General features: G+C 72.6%; 13 protein-coding genes. 6 read left to right on the forward strand and 7 right to left on the reverse strand.

Annotated elements, in window-relative coordinates:
* Window positions 1-101: 101 nt before the first annotated feature.
* From ACFQ80_RS21320 to ACFQ80_RS21340, 5 genes are all read left to right on the forward strand, one after another.
* The gene (locus ACFQ80_RS21320) at window positions 102-683 is read left to right on the forward strand and encodes a hypothetical protein (RefSeq protein ID WP_430548900.1); all 582 of its coding nucleotides are present in this window, start codon (window positions 102-104) and stop codon (window positions 681-683) included.
* Entirely contained in the window at window positions 677-1,678 is a 1,002-nt protein-coding gene (locus ACFQ80_RS21325; protein WP_430565058.1) for a hypothetical protein, read from the forward strand. The genes ACFQ80_RS21320 and ACFQ80_RS21325 overlap by 7 nt, the downstream gene beginning before the upstream one ends.
* A gap of 80 nt (window positions 1,679-1,758) precedes the next feature.
* The gene (locus ACFQ80_RS21330) at window positions 1,759-2,628 is read left to right on the forward strand and encodes a patatin-like phospholipase family protein (RefSeq protein ID WP_430548902.1); all 870 of its coding nucleotides are present in this window, start codon (window positions 1,759-1,761) and stop codon (window positions 2,626-2,628) included.
* A complete protein-coding gene (locus ACFQ80_RS21335; RefSeq protein ID WP_430565059.1) occupies window positions 2,625-3,668 on the forward strand; it encodes a 1-acyl-sn-glycerol-3-phosphate acyltransferase in 1,044 nt (347 codons plus the stop codon). The genes ACFQ80_RS21330 and ACFQ80_RS21335 overlap by 4 nt, the downstream gene beginning before the upstream one ends.
* Window positions 3,669-3,862: 194 nt before the next feature.
* Window positions 3,863-5,482, forward strand: coding sequence for an APC family permease (locus tag ACFQ80_RS21340; RefSeq protein WP_430548904.1), 1,620 nt, complete (start codon window positions 3,863-3,865; stop codon window positions 5,480-5,482).
* 83 nt (window positions 5,483-5,565) lie between these two features.
* On the opposite strand, the gene ACFQ80_RS21345 is transcribed toward ACFQ80_RS21340, so the two are convergent.
* The 7 genes from ACFQ80_RS21345 to ACFQ80_RS21375 all read right to left on the reverse strand — a co-directional run bounded on the left by ACFQ80_RS21345 (window position 5,566) and on the right by ACFQ80_RS21375 (window position 13,073).
* Window positions 5,566-6,027 carry a YdeI/OmpD-associated family protein gene (locus ACFQ80_RS21345; protein ID WP_430565060.1) on the reverse strand — a complete coding sequence of 154 codons (462 nt, stop codon included), beginning with the start codon at window positions 6,025-6,027 and terminating at the stop codon, window positions 5,566-5,568.
* A gap of 20 nt (window positions 6,028-6,047) precedes the next feature.
* Window positions 6,048-7,052 (reverse strand): LacI family DNA-binding transcriptional regulator, encoded by a 1,005-nt coding sequence (locus ACFQ80_RS21350; RefSeq protein WP_430549036.1) that lies wholly within the window; start codon window positions 7,050-7,052, stop codon window positions 6,048-6,050.
* Between the two features lie 15 nt (window positions 7,053-7,067).
* Entirely contained in the window at window positions 7,068-8,624 is a 1,557-nt protein-coding gene (locus ACFQ80_RS21355) for a glycoside hydrolase family 1 protein (protein ID WP_430565061.1), read from the reverse strand.
* Between the two features lie 90 nt (window positions 8,625-8,714).
* Window positions 8,715-9,638, reverse strand: a complete 924-nt coding sequence (locus ACFQ80_RS21360; RefSeq protein ID WP_430565062.1) for a carbohydrate ABC transporter permease — start codon at window positions 9,636-9,638, stop codon at window positions 8,715-8,717.
* The gene (locus ACFQ80_RS21365; protein ID WP_430565063.1) at window positions 9,635-10,780 is read right to left on the reverse strand and encodes a carbohydrate ABC transporter permease; all 1,146 of its coding nucleotides are present in this window, start codon (window positions 10,778-10,780) and stop codon (window positions 9,635-9,637) included. The genes ACFQ80_RS21360 and ACFQ80_RS21365 overlap by 4 nt, the downstream gene beginning before the upstream one ends.
* Before the next feature lie 237 nt (window positions 10,781-11,017).
* Window positions 11,018-12,343, reverse strand: a complete 1,326-nt coding sequence (locus tag ACFQ80_RS21370; protein ID WP_430548909.1) for an ABC transporter substrate-binding protein — start codon at window positions 12,341-12,343, stop codon at window positions 11,018-11,020.
* Between the two features lie 208 nt (window positions 12,344-12,551).
* Entirely contained in the window at window positions 12,552-13,073 is a 522-nt protein-coding gene (locus ACFQ80_RS21375) for a DUF2505 domain-containing protein (protein ID WP_430565064.1), read from the reverse strand.
* 63 nt (window positions 13,074-13,136) lie between these two features.
* Between ACFQ80_RS21375 and ACFQ80_RS21380 the strand changes: the two genes are divergently transcribed.
* On the forward strand, window positions 13,137-14,615 hold the full coding sequence (locus ACFQ80_RS21380) for a sensor histidine kinase (RefSeq protein WP_430549037.1): 1,479 nt from the start codon (window positions 13,137-13,139) through the stop codon (window positions 14,613-14,615).
* The last annotated feature ends 115 nt before the right edge of the window (window positions 14,616-14,730 follow it).

Consider the following 14,730-nt stretch of genomic DNA (forward strand, 5'->3'; position numbering starts at 1 on the left):
GACACCTCCGTCCCGCGGCGGGCTCGAGCGCTATCCTGGCGCGCGACACACCCCCACGACGTGTCCGCGCGCATCGAGCGGCACCCGAGCCGAGGATCCCCATGCACCAGACCCGGACGCGCGCTGCCCTCGTGGCCGGCGCGCTCGTCGTGGCTGTCGGTGTCCTCGGGGCCTGCTCGCCGGAGGCCGACGAACCCGCCGCCGTCCTGCCGGCCAGCCCGAGCCCCTCGCCCACCGTGGACGCGGCCGAGCAGCAGGCTGTCGAGGCCGCCGAGCAGACGCTGCAGGACTTCTACGACCTCGGTGCGAAGGTCGGCAACGACGGCTTCGCGAGCTGGCAGATGATGCAGGGCTTCTGGACCGACGACGAGCAGTGGCAGGCCCAGCGGACGACGTACGAGCAGCGCGTCGCCGACGGCTGGAAGACCGAGGGCGCCGCGACCTTCACGGACGTGCAGGCCAGCGACTTCGACCCGGGCGGGGACTCGCCGGGCGACGAGCGGGTGACCCTCGAGGTCTGCAACGACACCTCCGGCGTCACGACCCTCGACGAGGACGGGGCGAAGGTCCCCCGGGCCGAGGGGGTGCCGGAGCGGTTCACGGTCGTCTACACGATGAGCGCGCGCGGGGAGGACCGATGGGGCATCGACAGCCGCGAGGCGGACACGGAGCAGTCGTGCTGAGGCGGGTGGCGCGGGTCCTGGCCGTGCTGATGCTGTTCACCGGCGCGGCCGTCGCGCCGACGGTCGCGACCTCTGCGCCCGCCGTCGCCGCCCCCTGCACCGGTAATGGCGGCACCGACAACGACGGCAACGTCGTGGTCGACGGGCAGTGCCCGGGGGAGGACGGCGACGACGGTGACGGAGGCGGCGACGGAGGCGGCGACGGCTCCGTCCGCGAGTGCAAGTACGGCTCGCACGTCATCCCGTGCATGAAGAGCGGCGCCGTCTACAACAGCGAGCGCGGGTGCTACATGAAGCTGATCTCGCCGCCGCCGCCGAAGGACGACAAGATCTGGGACGGCAAGACGGAGGGCTACATCGTCGCCTGCGTGCCGCCCGAGGACGAGTGCCTCGACGACGTCGAGAACTACACGTACCTGTGCGCGCCGTTCCGCCTGTGGCAGGAAGACCCGCCGCCCACGGAGGTCGGCCCGTCGCCGCTGGAGCTGGCGGAGCGCGCGGTGGCGCGCATGCAGCTGACGATGGGCGAGATCGGCTCGACGCCCCCATCGACGGAGGTCGACGGGGCCGCGATCGGGATCGTCGGGATGCCGGTGTGGCTGTGGGTGTCGAACCCGGCGGACAACACGACGGGGCCGATCACGCGCAGCGAGACGGACGGCGGGCTGACCGTCACGGCCGACGGCACGCTGAGCCGGATCGAGTGGACCCTGACCGACGCCGACACGGGGACCTTGTACGCCCGCACGACCTGCGCGGGCGACCGCGCGCCCGGCACCCCCTGGTCGGAGGCCGTGAGCAACGACGCCCGCCCGTCCCCGACGTGCGGGTTCGACGGGGCGCAGAGCCATCGCTCCGGCAACATCACGGTGACGGGGACGGCGTACTGGACCGTGGAGTGGGCCGGCGGCGGGGTGACCGGCACGATCGACGTGCCCGCCCAGACGCGCGAGTCGACCCTCGCCATCGGCGAGGCGCAGGTCCTCGTCCAGTAGCGCGACCCGTGGTGCGGCGCTGATGCCGTCCCGATGCCGTCCCGATGCCGTCGGTGCGACGTCGTGGCACGATCGCGGCCATGACGGTGGCGTTCGTGCTCGGCGGCGGCGGGGTGCGCGGGGCGGTCCAGGTGGGCATGCTGCAGGCGCTGTTCGAGGCGGGGGTGACGCCCGGCCTCGTGGTCGGCACGTCGATCGGCGCGATCAACGGCGCCGCGGTCGCCGCCGACCCGAGCATCGCCGTCGTCGACCGCCTCGGTGCCGCGTGGGCGTCCCCGACGGCGAACGAGGTCTACGGCGAGGCCTGGTACCGACAGCTCGGCCGCCTCGCCAAGTCCCGCACCCACCTGTACGACCCGGCCGCGCTGCGCCGGCTCATCGCGGGCACCCTGGGGGAGCGCACCACCTTCGAGGACCTGACCGTGCCCCTCGTGGTCGCCGCGGCGAGCATCGAGCGGGCGTCGGAGCACTGGTTCGACTCCGGGCCGCTGGTCGAGGCGGTGCTCGCCTCGGCGTCGGTGCCGGGCGCGCTGCCGCCCACCGAGATCGGCGGCGAGCACTACGTGGACGGCGGCATGGTGAACTCCATCCCGCTCGGCGAGGCCGTGCGCCGCGGCGCGACCACGGTCTACGTGCTGCAGGTGGGGCGGGTCGAGGAGCCGCTCACCGTCCCGTCCAAGCCGTCCGACGTCGCGCGCGTGAGCTTCGAGATCGCGCGGCGGCACCGCTACTTCCGGGAGCTGGAGGAGGCCCGCCGGGTCGCGACCGTGCACGTGCTGCCGACCGGCGGCGCGCTGCCGGGGGACGAGAAGCTCGGCGCGTTCCGGCGCATGGACTCCACCGCGTCACGCATCGCCCAGTCGTACGCCGCCGCGCGGGACTACCTCGCGGCAGCCCCGCCGGGACCGGCACCGGGGCCGACGCCGCCGGACGCGGCTGGGCAGCCGTGATCGCGCCCCCGCCCCGCTGGGTCCGGCGGGTCGTGCTGGCGCCGCTCGTGGTGCTGCTGGCGGTGCTCCTGGTGCCGACGTCGATCATGCTCGCCCTGGTCGTCGGCGCCGCGCTGACCTGGCTGCTGCCGGGCCGGCTGCGGGTGGTGCGCCTGCTGTGGATGCTGTCGTTCTACGTGCTGTGGGACGCCGCCGCACTGGTGGTGCTGTTCGGGCTGTGGGTGGCGTCCGGGTTCGGGCTGGCGATGCACCGCCCCTGGGTGCAGCGGGCGCACGTCGCCGTGGCGCGGGCCGCGCTGGCCGTCCTCTTCTGGCAGGTGCGGTGGACGCTCCGGCTGACCATCGTCGTCGAGGTCGAGAAGGGGGCGAGGCTGCCCGACGTCCCCGTCCTCGTGCTCAGCCGGCACGCCGGTCCGGGGGACTCGTTCATCCTGGTCGACGTCCTCCTCGGTCGCGCCCGCCGCGCGCCCGCCATCGTCCTCAAGGACACGCTCCAGTGGGACCCGGCGATCGACGTGCTCCTGGGCCGGCTGCCCGCGGCCTTCGTCACGCCCGTCGCGCGGCGGAGATCGGGGCAGCCCGGCGCCGCGGAGACCATCACGCGCATCTCGGCCGACCTGGGGCCCGGCGACGCCCTCGTGCTGTTCCCCGAGGGGGGCAACGTGACGCCCCGGCGCCGCGCGCAGCGGATCGACGCGCTCCGTGCCCACGGCAAGGACGCCCTCGCCGACCGGGCCGAGCGCATGCCGCACGTCATGGTGCCGCACGCGGGCGGTTTCCTGTCCGCGCTCGACGCCGTCGCGCCCGACGCCGCCGTGCTGGTCGTCGCGCACACGGGCCTGGACCGTCTCGTCACGGTCAAGGACATCTGGCGCGAGCTGCCGATGGACAAGACGATCGTGCTCGGCGGCACCCTGGTGCGCGTCGGCGACCTCCCTGCCGACGTCGAGGGTCGGGAGCTGTGGCTCTTCGAGCAGTGGGAGCGCGTGGACGCCTGGATCACCGCACGCTCCGCGGACCTCGACGCCGCCAGGCCGTGACCGCCGTCCCGCGGCTCTTGCGGGCCGACGACGCCACGCACGCCGTTCTGCGCGCCGGGAGCGGCCGACTGGGGGATGGTGGTGACAAGGCGAGCAGCGCTGAACACCCCGTTCACGGAGGCAGCCGGGCGGTGTAAGGTCTCCCGGCCGCCGAGACCCGGTGGTACAGACCACTCCAGTAAGGAGCCTCAACGATGCAGCTCATGCGGAGGCGCTCGATCGAAGCCACGATCGCGGCGTCCGACGAGCCCCAGCGCCAGCTCAAGCGGACCCTCGGCGCCTGGGACCTCATGGTCCTCGGCATCTCGGTGGTGATCGGCGCCGGAATCTTCTCGAAGGCCGCGCAGGTGTCGGCCACGCAGACCGGCCCGTCGGTCGTGATCTCGTTCGTCATCGCCGGCGTCGTGTGCGCCCTGGCGGCGTTGTGCTACGCCGAGTTCGCGTCGTACATGCCGGTGGCGGGCTCCGCGTACACGTTCTCGTACGCGTCGATGGGCGAGCTGCTCGCGTGGATCATCGGCTGGGACCTCATCCTGGAGATGTTCTTCGCCGCGTCCGTCGTGGCGAAGGCGTGGGGCCTCTACTTCGACAACTTCCTCAACGTCTTCGGCCTCGGCGGCGTCGACTCCGAGGGCGTCGCCTCCGGCATCCACAACACCGTGAGCCTCGGCGGCGTCTCCTTCGACTGGGGCACCGCGATCCTCATCGTCGTGCTGGCGACGCTGCTCGCCGTCGGCACCAAGCTCTCGACGCGCGTCACCGGCGTCCTCACGGCCATCAAGGTCGCGATCGTGCTGCTCATCATCGTGGTCGGCTTCGCGTTCTTCAGCGCGTCCAACCTCAGCCCGTTCGTGCCGAGCCCGGAGTCGTTCGGCGAGTCCACGACGCACAACACCACGATGACGCAGACCCTCTTCTCCTGGATGGCCGGCGCCGAGCTCTCCGTGGGCGGCGTGATGGGCATCCTCGCGGGTGCCGGCACCGTGTTCTTCGCGTTCATCGGTTTCGACGTCGTCGCCACCGCGGCGGAGGAGACCAAGAACCCGCGGCGGAACGTCCCCCGCGGCATCCTCGGCGGCCTCGCCATCTGCACCGGCCTCTACATCGCCGTGTCGATCGCGCTCTCCGGCATGGCCACCCCGCAGCAGCTGCGCGACGCCACCCCCGACGGCGGCGCGTCCGCGACGATCATCACCGCGTTCCAGCTGCAGGAGAACGCCCCCACCTGGGCCACCCAGGTCATCACGGTGGGCATCCTCGTCGGCCTCACCACCGTGGTCATGGTGCTCATGCTCGGCCTCACCCGCATCGTCTTCGCGATGAGCCGTGACGGCCTGCTGCCCCGCGGCATGTCGAAGACGTCGGAGAAGCGCGGCACCCCCGTGACGATCCAGGTCGGCACCGCCGTGCTCCTGGTCGTCGTCACCTGCTTCTTCTCCGTCGACGTGCTCGGCAACATGGTGAACATCGGCACCCTGTCGGCCTTCGTGCTGGTGAGCTTCGGCATCCCGATCCTGCGTCGTCGCCAGCTCAAGGCCGGCGGCGGGGAGGTCAAGGCCGACCACTTCAAGGTGCCGTGGTCGCCGGTGCTGCCGATCGTCTCGGGCGTGCTGTGCCTGTGGCTCATGCTGCAGCTGGACGTCGAGACGTGGCTGCGGTTCCTGGTGTGGCTCGCGCTCGGCTTCGCGATCTACTTCCTGTACGGCTACCGCAACTCGCAGCTGGGCAAGAATCCGTCGCAGCTCGCCGCCGACTACCGCGAGGCCCTGCAGACGGCCATCGGTGTGGACGACGACACCCCGCGGCGCGACTGACCGTTCGCGCCCGACACACACCACGGCGGCCCGTCAGAGCACTCTGGCGGGCCGCCGTCGTACGCGCCGGGGCGGGAGGCCTCTCAGCCGGCGAGCGACTCCAGCACCTTCGCGACACGGCGGTCGCGGGTCTCGTCGGTCCTGGCGCCGTCCACGCTGAGGGCGTGCGCCTTCTGCCTGCTCGGCGACAGCTTGCCCCAGGCGGCGGTGGCCGCGGGGTCGGCGGCGAGCGCGGACGCCAGGGCGGGCGGCACCTCGACCGTGCGGGGCACGTCGTCGACCTTGAGCCGCACCTCGACCTCGTCGCCGGCGCCGCGGCCGGTGGCCGCGCGGGTCTCGGCGTTGAACGAGACCAGGAAGCGCCCGCCCATCGACGACACGGTGGTGCGGTAGGTGTAGCCGCCGTCGACCGTCACGACGACCGGGACCCGCCGGCCGCGCCCGAACGCCGCGACGACGGTGTCCGGCACGGGCAGCCCGACGTTGTTGCCGCCGGTCGCGAGCAGGGTAGTGGTGAAGGTCTGGGCCGCGGGCGCGTCGCTCATGGGCACGACCGTAGCGACGGTCAGGCCGACTCGCCCTCGACGAGGCGCGGCACGAAGATCTGGGGCTCGGCGGGCACGTCGGCCCCGCCGAGGACGTCGAGCAGGGTCGCGGTCGCGGCCGTGACCATCTCGACGACGGGCTGCAGCACGGTCGTCAGTCGCGGCGTCGTCCGCTCGGCGCCGAGGGCGTCGAACCCCACCAGGGCGACGTCGTCGGGCACCCGCCGGCCGGACTCGCGCAGCACCTGGAGCGCGCCCGTGGCCATGAGGTCCGACGCGGCGAACACCCCGTCGACGTCGGGGTGCCGTGCCAGGATCCGCTCCATCGCGGCCGCGCCGCCCGCCACGGTGAAGTCGCCGTTCTCGACAGCGGTGGCCGGCAGCCCGGCGTCCTCGAGCGTGTGCTGCCAGGCGTCGTGACGGTCGACGGCCGCGGTCATGTCGAGCGGGCCGGTGATGGTGGCGACCCGGGTGCAGCCGCGGTCCACGAGGCGCTGCGTGGCGGTGCGCCCGCCCGAGGCGTTGTCCACGTCGACGAAGTGCAGGGACTCGGTGTCGAACGGCCGTCCCACGAACACCGACGGCAGGTGCGAGCGCATCAGCTCGGACTCGAGCTGGTCCTCTCGGTGGTGCGACGCCACGATGACGCCGTCCACGTGCCCCGACCGCAGGTAGCGCGCGATGTGGCCCGGCGGCTCGCCCGGCCGGGCGAGCAGCAGCACGAGCTGCAGCTCCGTGCCGGTCAGCCCCTCGCTGACGCCGCGCAGCACGCCCGCGAGGAACGGGTCGGTGAGGATGCGGGCGTCGGGCTCGGGCACCACGAGGGCGATCGAGTCGGTGCGACGGGTGACCAGCGAGCGGGCCGCCCGGTTCGGGGCGTACCCGAGCCGGGCGACGGCGTCGTCGACGGCGGTCTGCGCCTCGGGCGACACCCGGTCACCGCCGTTGATGGCGCGCGAGGCCGTGGACCGCGAGACCCCCGCGGCCCTGGCGACGTCGTCCAGCGTCGGGCTGGCATGCTCGATGACCACGTCCGGAGACTACTCTGCGTCCGCGCCGTCGCGTGCCGGCACGACGCCCGTGCGGGCGACCTCGCCGTACCAGTGTCCGGAGGACTTCACGGTGCGCTCCTGCGTCTCGTAGTCGACGTGCACCAGGCCGAAGCGCTTGGAGTAGCCGAGGGCCCACTCGAAGTTGTCCAGCAGCGACCAGGCGAAGTAGCCGCGCACGTCGACGCCGGCGTCGATCGCGTCGCGGACGGCGCGCAGGTGCACGTCGACGAACGCGAGGCGGTCCGGGTCGTCGACGCGGCCGTCGGCCTGCACGACGTCGGGGTACGCGGCGCCGTTCTCGGTGACGTACATCGAGGTGCCACGGGGGCCGGTGTAGTCGCGCTGCAGCCGCGTCAGCAGACGGGTGAGGCCCTCCGGCTGCACCTCCCAGCCCATGTCGGTGAGCGGCAGGCCGCGGCTGTGGTGGTAGATGCCGTCGGGCACCGGGTTGGGGGAGCGGGTCTCCCACACCGCGGCGTCGACGCGCTCGCCGCCGGGGTCGGCCGTGCCCGCGGGCGTCTCGCCCGCGGCGCCCTGGGGCCGGGCGGAGACGGCGCCGCCGTTGTAGTAGTTCACGCCGAGCACGTCGATCGACGTGGAGATCACGTCGAGGTCGCCCTCGCGCACGACGTCGGCGAACCCGAGGTGCGCGACGTCGTCGAGCAGGTCCTGCGGGTAGGCGCCGCGCAGGATCGGGTCGAGGAAGAAGCGGTTGAACATGCCGTCGTCGCGGCGCGCGACGTCGACGTCCGCCGGGTCCGTCGGGTCGACGGGGTCGGAGACGGTGAAGTTGAGCGTGAGGCCGAGCACGGCCTCCGGGTCGCGCTCGCGCAGCGCCCGGACGGCACCGCCGTGGGCGAGCATGAGGTGGTGGGCCGCGGCGAGGCCGTCCGCCGGGGACTTGCGACCGGGGGCGTGCGCGCCCGCGGTGTAGCCGAGGAACGCGGAGCACCACGGCTCGTTGAGCGTCGTCCAGACCTTCACCCGGTCGCCCAGGGCTTCGTGCATCGTCACGGCGTAGTCGACGAAGCGGGCCGCGGTGTCCCGGTTCGGCCAGCCGCCCAGCTCCTCCAGCGCCTGCGGCAGGTCCCAGTGGTACAGCGTCAGCCAGGGCAGCACGTCGGCGGCGAGCAGCTCGTCGACGAGGCGCGAGTAGAAGTCCAGGCCCTCCTGGTTGACCGTCTTGCCGTCCGGGACCACCCGGGCCCACGACGTCGAGAACCGGTACGCGTCGAGGTTCAGGCGCCGCATGAGCGCCACGTCCTCGCGGTAGCGGTGGTAGTGGTCGTCGGCCACGGAACCGTCGTCGCCGTTCACCACGGCGCCGGGGATGCGGCAGAACGCGTCCCAGACCGAGTCCTCGCGGCCGCCCTCCGTGGACGCGCCCTCGATCTGGAAGGCGGCCGTGGCGGTGCCCCAGAGGAAGCCGTCGGGGAACGTGACCGCCCCGGTCGCGTGCGGGGAGCTCGTGAGGGGGGTGCTGGGCGTGAACGGCACGGTCGTGCCGGGGGCCGCCCGGCGCGCGCCGGGGGTGGGGAGGGTCATGAATTCGGATCTTTCCATCGGTGGTGGGCCCACGCAGCCGCACGACGGTGCGGCTGCGTGGGCGTGACGTCAGGCGGGGGCGCCGGCGGGTCAGCCCTTGACGGCGCCGGCCATGATGCCCGCGACCAGCTGCTTGCCGACGAAGGCGAAGATCACCAGCAGCGGCAGCGTCACGAGGAAGATGCCGGCCATCACGAGCGAGTAGTCGACGAAGAAGTTGGCCTGCAGCGACTGCACCACCAACGGGAGGGTCGGGTTCTCGCTGTTCAGCACGATGGACGGCCAGAAGAAGTTGGTCCACTGCTGGACGAACGTGAACAGTCCGAGCATCGCGGCGGCGGGTCGCGCGGCCGGCAGGGCCACGGACCAGAACGTGCGGATCATGGACGCGCCGTCCACGCGGGCCGCCTCGATGAGCTCGTACGGCAGCGCCTCGGACAGGTACTGCGTCATCCAGAAGACGCCGAACGCGGTGACGAGGGCGGGCACGATGACGGCCTGCAGCTTGCCGATCCAGCCCAGGTCCGTCATGAGGATGTACATCGGGATGACGCCGAGCTGGGTGGGCACGGCCATCGTGGCGATGACGAAGACCAGCAGGGGGCCACGACCGCGGAAGCGCAGCTTGGCGAACGAGTAGCCGGCGAGCGTGGAGAACAGCACCACCGACAGCGAGGTGAGCACGGAGACGATCACCGAGTTGGTGAGGGCCTTCCAGAAGTTGATCCGGGTGGACTCGATCACGGTGGCGAACTGCTGGAACAGGCTCGTGTCGGGCAGCCACTGCGGCACCGCGTTCTTCGCGATCGTGACCGGGTCGGACGACCCGAGCAGCAGCGTGAAGTACAGCGGGAAGATCGAGATCAGCAGCGTGACCCCGAGCAGGGCGTAGGTGACCCAGCCGGGACGGCGCTGTGCGCTGCGGGTGGCCCGCGAGCCGCGGTTCCGGCGCTTGGTGGCCGCGCGGGCGGCGCCCCGGCCGGCGGTCTGGGCGGTGACGGCGACGGAGCTCATCGGCGGTCCTCCCGGTCGGTGGTCGAGGTGGTCGGGGGGAAGGTGGGCGGTCGCGGGGGCCCCTGGTTCGCGCCCCCGCCCGCGGGGCCGGTCGCACCGGTCGCCTGCGCGACCCGGGCGTCCGCCGCGAGGCGACGGGTGTGCCGGCGGCCCACCTTCACCTTCTTCGGGCCGGAGGTCGCGATCCGCTGCGTGATGAGGAAGTTGACCATGCCGATGACGATGATCAGCAGGAAGAGCAGCAGCGCGACCGCCGACGCGCGGCCGAGGTTCTTCTGGTTGCCCCACGCGACGTCGTACAGGTAGACGACGGTGGTCATCCAGTCCTGGTCCGGTCCGCCGAGGCCCTTCGGGTCGAACATGCGGACCTCGTCGAAGATCTGCAGGCCACCGATGGTCGAGGTGATGACGACGAAGATGATCGTGGCGCGGATCTGCGGCACGGTGATGGAGAAGAACTGCCGCGCGCGGCCCGCGCCGTCGATGACGGCCGCCTCGTAGAGCTCGCGGGGCACGGCCTGCATGGCGGCGAGGAAGATGAGCGCGTTGTAGCCGGTCCAGCGGAAGTTCACCATGCTGGCGATGGCGACGTGGCTGGCGACGCGGTCGGTGTGCCAGCCGATCGGGTCGACGCCGACGAACCCGAGCAGCTCGTTGATGAGGCCGTAGTCGTCGGCGAACAGCCGTCCGAAGATCATGGAGACCGCGACCGGCGCGACGACGTAGGGGATCAGCACGCCCATGCGCCAGAAGGTGGCGGCGCGCAGGTTCTGGTCGAGCAGGGCCGCGATCGTGATCGCGAGGATCACCTGCGGGATGCTCGAGAAGACGAAGATCGAGAACGTGTTGACCAGGGACTTCCAGAACAGGGGCTGCGCCAGGACGGCGGCGTAGTTCTCCAGCCCCGTGAACTCGCCCTGGCCGCCGAGCAGGTTCCAGTCGTACAGCGACACGAACAGCGTGTACCCGAGCGGGAACAGGCCGGTGAGCGCGAACAGCAGGAAGAACGGCGAGATGTACAGGTACGGGGAGACCTTCACGTCCCAGCGGCCGAGGCGCTGGGTGAAACCGACGCGTCGGGGAGGACGTGGCCCGGTCGCACCCCGTCGGTGCGTGGGCTGGGTGGGGGAGAGGACGGCCATCTGCTGCTTCCTGTGCTCGCCGGTCCGCCGGCCGCCGGGCAGGCCCGCCCAGGGCGGGGAGCGGCGGGGTCAGACGCCGGGGCGGGTGCCGTGGGGGGGGGGGGTGGGGGGGGGCGCGGCGGCCCTTGGGGTGCTGCGGGGGCCCGCGGGGCCGCGGGCCGCCGGGCCGCCCCCCCGAGAGCGTGTCTCGGCGGGCCCGCCCGGCGGTGCGGCGGGGGTCAGGGACTGGTCAGGGGGTCAGAGCCCGAGCGAGGCGTACTCGTCGAGGGCGCCCTGCCAGCTCTTCTCCGCGTCGTCACCGTTGAGGTCCACGCGGTTGAGCGCGTTCTGCACGGCCGTGTGGATCGCGAAGTAGTTCTTGCCCTTGAACGGGGCACCCTCGATCGCCTGGGCGCGGGCCGAGAAGATCGGGCCGACCGGGGCGTCGTTGAAGAAGTCGTTCGTCGAGTCCTGCACGGCGTCGGACGCCTGGGCGTCGAGCTGCGACGGGAACGTGTTGGCGTTCTCGTACGCCTGGGTCTGGACCTCGGGCGAGGTCAGCCAGGCAGCGAGCTCCTTGGCCGCCGCGGCGTTGTCGCCGGAGGAGGGGACGGTGAGGAACGAGCCGCCCCAGTTGCCGCCGCCGCCCGGGAAGACGTCCGCGACGTCCCAGCCCTCGACGCCGCCGGCGTTCTGCTCGATCGACGCGGTCATCCACGGCGGGCAGAGCATGGTGGCCCAGGCGTTGTTCTGGAAGCCGGCGACCCAGTCGTCGCCCCACTGCTCGAGGCCCGCGGACAGGTCGTCGTCCACGGACGCGGTCAGGACCTGGTCGTACAGGTCCTTGATCTCCTGGTTGGTCTTGAGGTCCTTGGGGTCACCCGTCGCCGGGTCCTCGTAGGCGCCCTCGAGCTGGTTCACCATGCCCTGGTACGTCGGCACCGCGCCGTCGAACCAGGCCGAGTCCGACTTGGCGACGAACTTCTTGCCGGCCTCGAAGTAGTCCTCCCACGTGGCGTCCGCGCCACCGAGAAGGTCGGCGACCTCCTCGCGGTCGGTCGGCAGGCCGGCCTTCTCGAAGAGGTCGGCGCGGTAGCAGATGGCCTCGGGGCCGATGTCCGTGCCGTAGCCGATGAGCTTGCCGTCGGGCGTCGTGGCCTGCTGGACCTTCCAGTCCACCCACCGGCCGTCGAGGGCCGGGTCGCCCAGGTCCTCGAACAGGTCGGGGAACTGCATCAGCTCGGGCAGCCAGTCGACCTCGATGCCCTCGATGTCGGCGAGGCCCTCGCCGCCGGCGGCGAGCTTGGTCGTGAGGTTGTTGCGCGCGTCCTCGGACGTCGCGGCGGTGACCTGCTTGACCGTGACGTTCGGGTGGTCCTCGGTGTACGAGGCGAGGAGCTCGTCGGTGTACCCGAACTGGTTGAAGGTGGCGACGGTCAGGGTGATCTTCTCGTCACCGGAGGCCGCGTCGTCGCCGTCGTCCGAGCCGCCGCAGGCGGTCAGGGCGAGGGCGAGGGTCGCGACGCCGGCGGTCGCCGCGACGACGCGACGGGTTCGGCGGGTGGGTCGGGTGCTGCTGAGCACGGTGACTCCCTTGTCTGGGTCGGGCAAAGACGGAGGTTTGGTAGCGCTCCCACCTCCATGGTGGTAGCGCTCCCACGGCCAGGTGATGATGCTGGCCGTCGGTGGTGACGAAAGTCAAGCCCGCTGAGGGCGTCGATGCCGTTCTGTGACGGAGCGCGCGGCGTCTGTGCAGGTCAGGGGCCTGCGCGCCGAGCGCGTGTCCGGATCGTTACCCGTCTTCACCCGGTCCGGTCGACGCCGCGAGCCACTCCTGGCCGGCCGCGCCCTCGGCCTCGAGGGTCGAGCGGACCGCCCGGGCGGCAGCCTCGGCCACCGCGGCGCCGAACAGGGGAACCGTCGCGCGGACCTCGCCGTCGTACACCTGGCGCGTGCCGCCGTCCGCCGTCGACTCGAGGCGCACCGTCCCGATCACCCGCACGGGTGCCCCGGCGATCTCGACGGCGATGGTCCCGGTGCGCAGACCGCCGGAGGGGGCCTCCCACACCTCCGCCTGGCGCACCTCCAGGTGGTCGCCGACGAACGGTCGCACCTGCGCGGGGATGAGGTCCGTGGGCAGGGTGCGCCGCACCGCGATGGTGAAGCCGTCGGCCGGGCTGCCGGTCACGTCCGCCTGCTCGACGCGGCCGCCGGGGCCGCGCAGCGCCCGCCAGCGGATGAACGCCTCGTCGGCGAGCATCGCGACGACGGCGTCCGCGTCCGCCGCGTAGGTCAGCTCCACGGTCAGGTGCACGAGGTCACCCTACCGAGGCGGGGGCGGGGGGAGAGCGCCCGTAGGCTGGTGGGCGTGTCCGCCATGAGTGACCTCATCGCCCAGAACGCCGACCTCTCCGAGGAAGACGCCGAGTGGCTGCACCTCCTCGTGGGCGACTGGCAGCTCGTGTCCGACCTCGCCTTCGCCGACCTGGTGCTGTGGCTCCCCACGTCCGACGGCGGCTTCGTCGCGCTCGCCCAGTGCCGCCCGTCCACCGGGGCGACCGTGCACTACGACGACATCGTCGGGTCGTTCGCGCCCGACGGGCAGCGTCCGCAGCTCGCGGCCGCCATGACGGAGGTGCGCGCGCAGCGCTCCCGCGAGCCGCGCTGGTTCGGCGCCTACGCCGTCCGCGAGGAGGCGGTGCCGGTGGTGCACGACGGGCGGCCGATCGCGGTCGTCGCGCGGCAGACCAACCTGGGGTCCGGCCGCACGCCCAGCCGGCTCGAGCTCAACTACGTGGAGTCGGCCGACGACATCCTCGCGATGATCGCGCGCGGCGAGTACCCCGCGACCAACGCCGCCACCGGGCCCCGCCGCGGCGCACCGCGCGTCGGCGACGGGCTGATCCGCCTCAACTCCGAGGGCGAGGTGCTCTACGCCAGCCCGAACGCGCTGTCCTGCTTCCACCGGCTCGGGGTCATCGGGCCGCTCGTCGGGCAGTCGCTGGTCGAGGTGACCGCCGACATCGTGCAGTACCAGGACACGGTGGACGAGTCGCTGCCGCTGGTCGTCATGGGCCGCGCGCCGTGGCGCACCGATATCGAGGCCAAGGGCGTGGCGCTGTCCCTGCGCGCCCTGCCGCTCACGGACCACGGGCAGCGCATCGGCGCGGTCCTGCTGTGCCGCGACGTGTCCGAGCTGCGCCGTCGTGAGCGCGAGCTCATGACCAAGGACGCGACCATCCGCGAGATCCATCACCGCGTGAAGAACAACCTCGCCACCGTGGCCGCGCTGCTGCGGCTGCAGGCCCGCCGGATGGACGTGCCCGAGGCACGGGCCGCGCTGGAGGAGGCGATGCGCCGGGTCGCGACCATCTCGATGGTGCACGAGTCCCTGTCGCAGACCCTCGACGAGAACGTGGAGCTCGACGGCATGCTGAGCCGCGCGCTGCGGCTCGCCGCCGACGTCGCCTCGACGCGCACGCAGGTGCGCACCCGCCAGTCCGGGTCGTTCGGGATGGTGCCCGCCCAGGACGCGACCCCGCTCGCGCTCGTGCTCACCGAGCTCGTCACCAACGCCGTCGAGCACGGCTTCCCCGGCCGGGAGTCGGGCAACGTCGAGATCGACGTGCAGCGCGACGGGGCCTCGATGCGCGTGGTCGTCGCCGACGACGGCGTGGGGATGCCGGAGGGCATCGCGAGCCTCGGCCGCGCGTCGCGCAGCGGCCTGGGGTCGCAGATCGTGCAGACGCTCGTGACGAACGAGCTGGGCGGCACCATCGACTGGGAGGCGCGCGAGGGCGGCGGCACCCAGGTGGTGCTGGAGCTGGAGCTGCGCGACGGCCAGGCGCCGCGATAGAGAAGCTCCGCGCGAGACGCAGAAGGCGACCCCCCACAGAAAGGGGGCGGGCCCCCGGGCCTCGGGGCCCCCCCTAACGCCGGGGGGCGTAAGCGGATAGCGGGGGGTGGGATCC

The organism is Isoptericola sp. NPDC056578 (genome assembly GCF_042793275.1).
Classification (GTDB): Bacteria; Actinomycetota; Actinomycetes; order Actinomycetales; family Cellulomonadaceae; genus Isoptericola.

Coding starts and splice junctions, on each gene's coding strand:
- ACFQ80_RS21355 (WP_430565061.1), bottom strand. CDS start 8,624: ATGACCCTCCCCACCCCCGGCGCGCGCCGGGCGGCCCCCGGCACGACC.
- ACFQ80_RS21320 (WP_430548900.1), top strand. CDS start 102: ATGCACCAGACCCGGACGCGCGCTGCCCTCGTGGCCGGCGCGCTCGTC.
- ACFQ80_RS21345 (WP_430565060.1), bottom strand. CDS start 6,027: ATGAGCGACGCGCCCGCGGCCCAGACCTTCACCACTACCCTGCTCGCG.
- ACFQ80_RS21360 (WP_430565062.1), bottom strand. CDS start 9,638: ATGAGCTCCGTCGCCGTCACCGCCCAGACCGCCGGCCGGGGCGCCGCC.
- ACFQ80_RS21330 (WP_430548902.1), top strand. CDS start 1,759: ATGACGGTGGCGTTCGTGCTCGGCGGCGGCGGGGTGCGCGGGGCGGTC.
- ACFQ80_RS21365 (WP_430565063.1), bottom strand. CDS start 10,780: ATGGCCGTCCTCTCCCCCACCCAGCCCACGCACCGACGGGGTGCGACC.
- ACFQ80_RS21380 (WP_430549037.1), top strand. CDS start 13,137: ATGAGTGACCTCATCGCCCAGAACGCCGACCTCTCCGAGGAAGACGCC.
- ACFQ80_RS21340 (WP_430548904.1), top strand. CDS start 3,863: ATGCAGCTCATGCGGAGGCGCTCGATCGAAGCCACGATCGCGGCGTCC.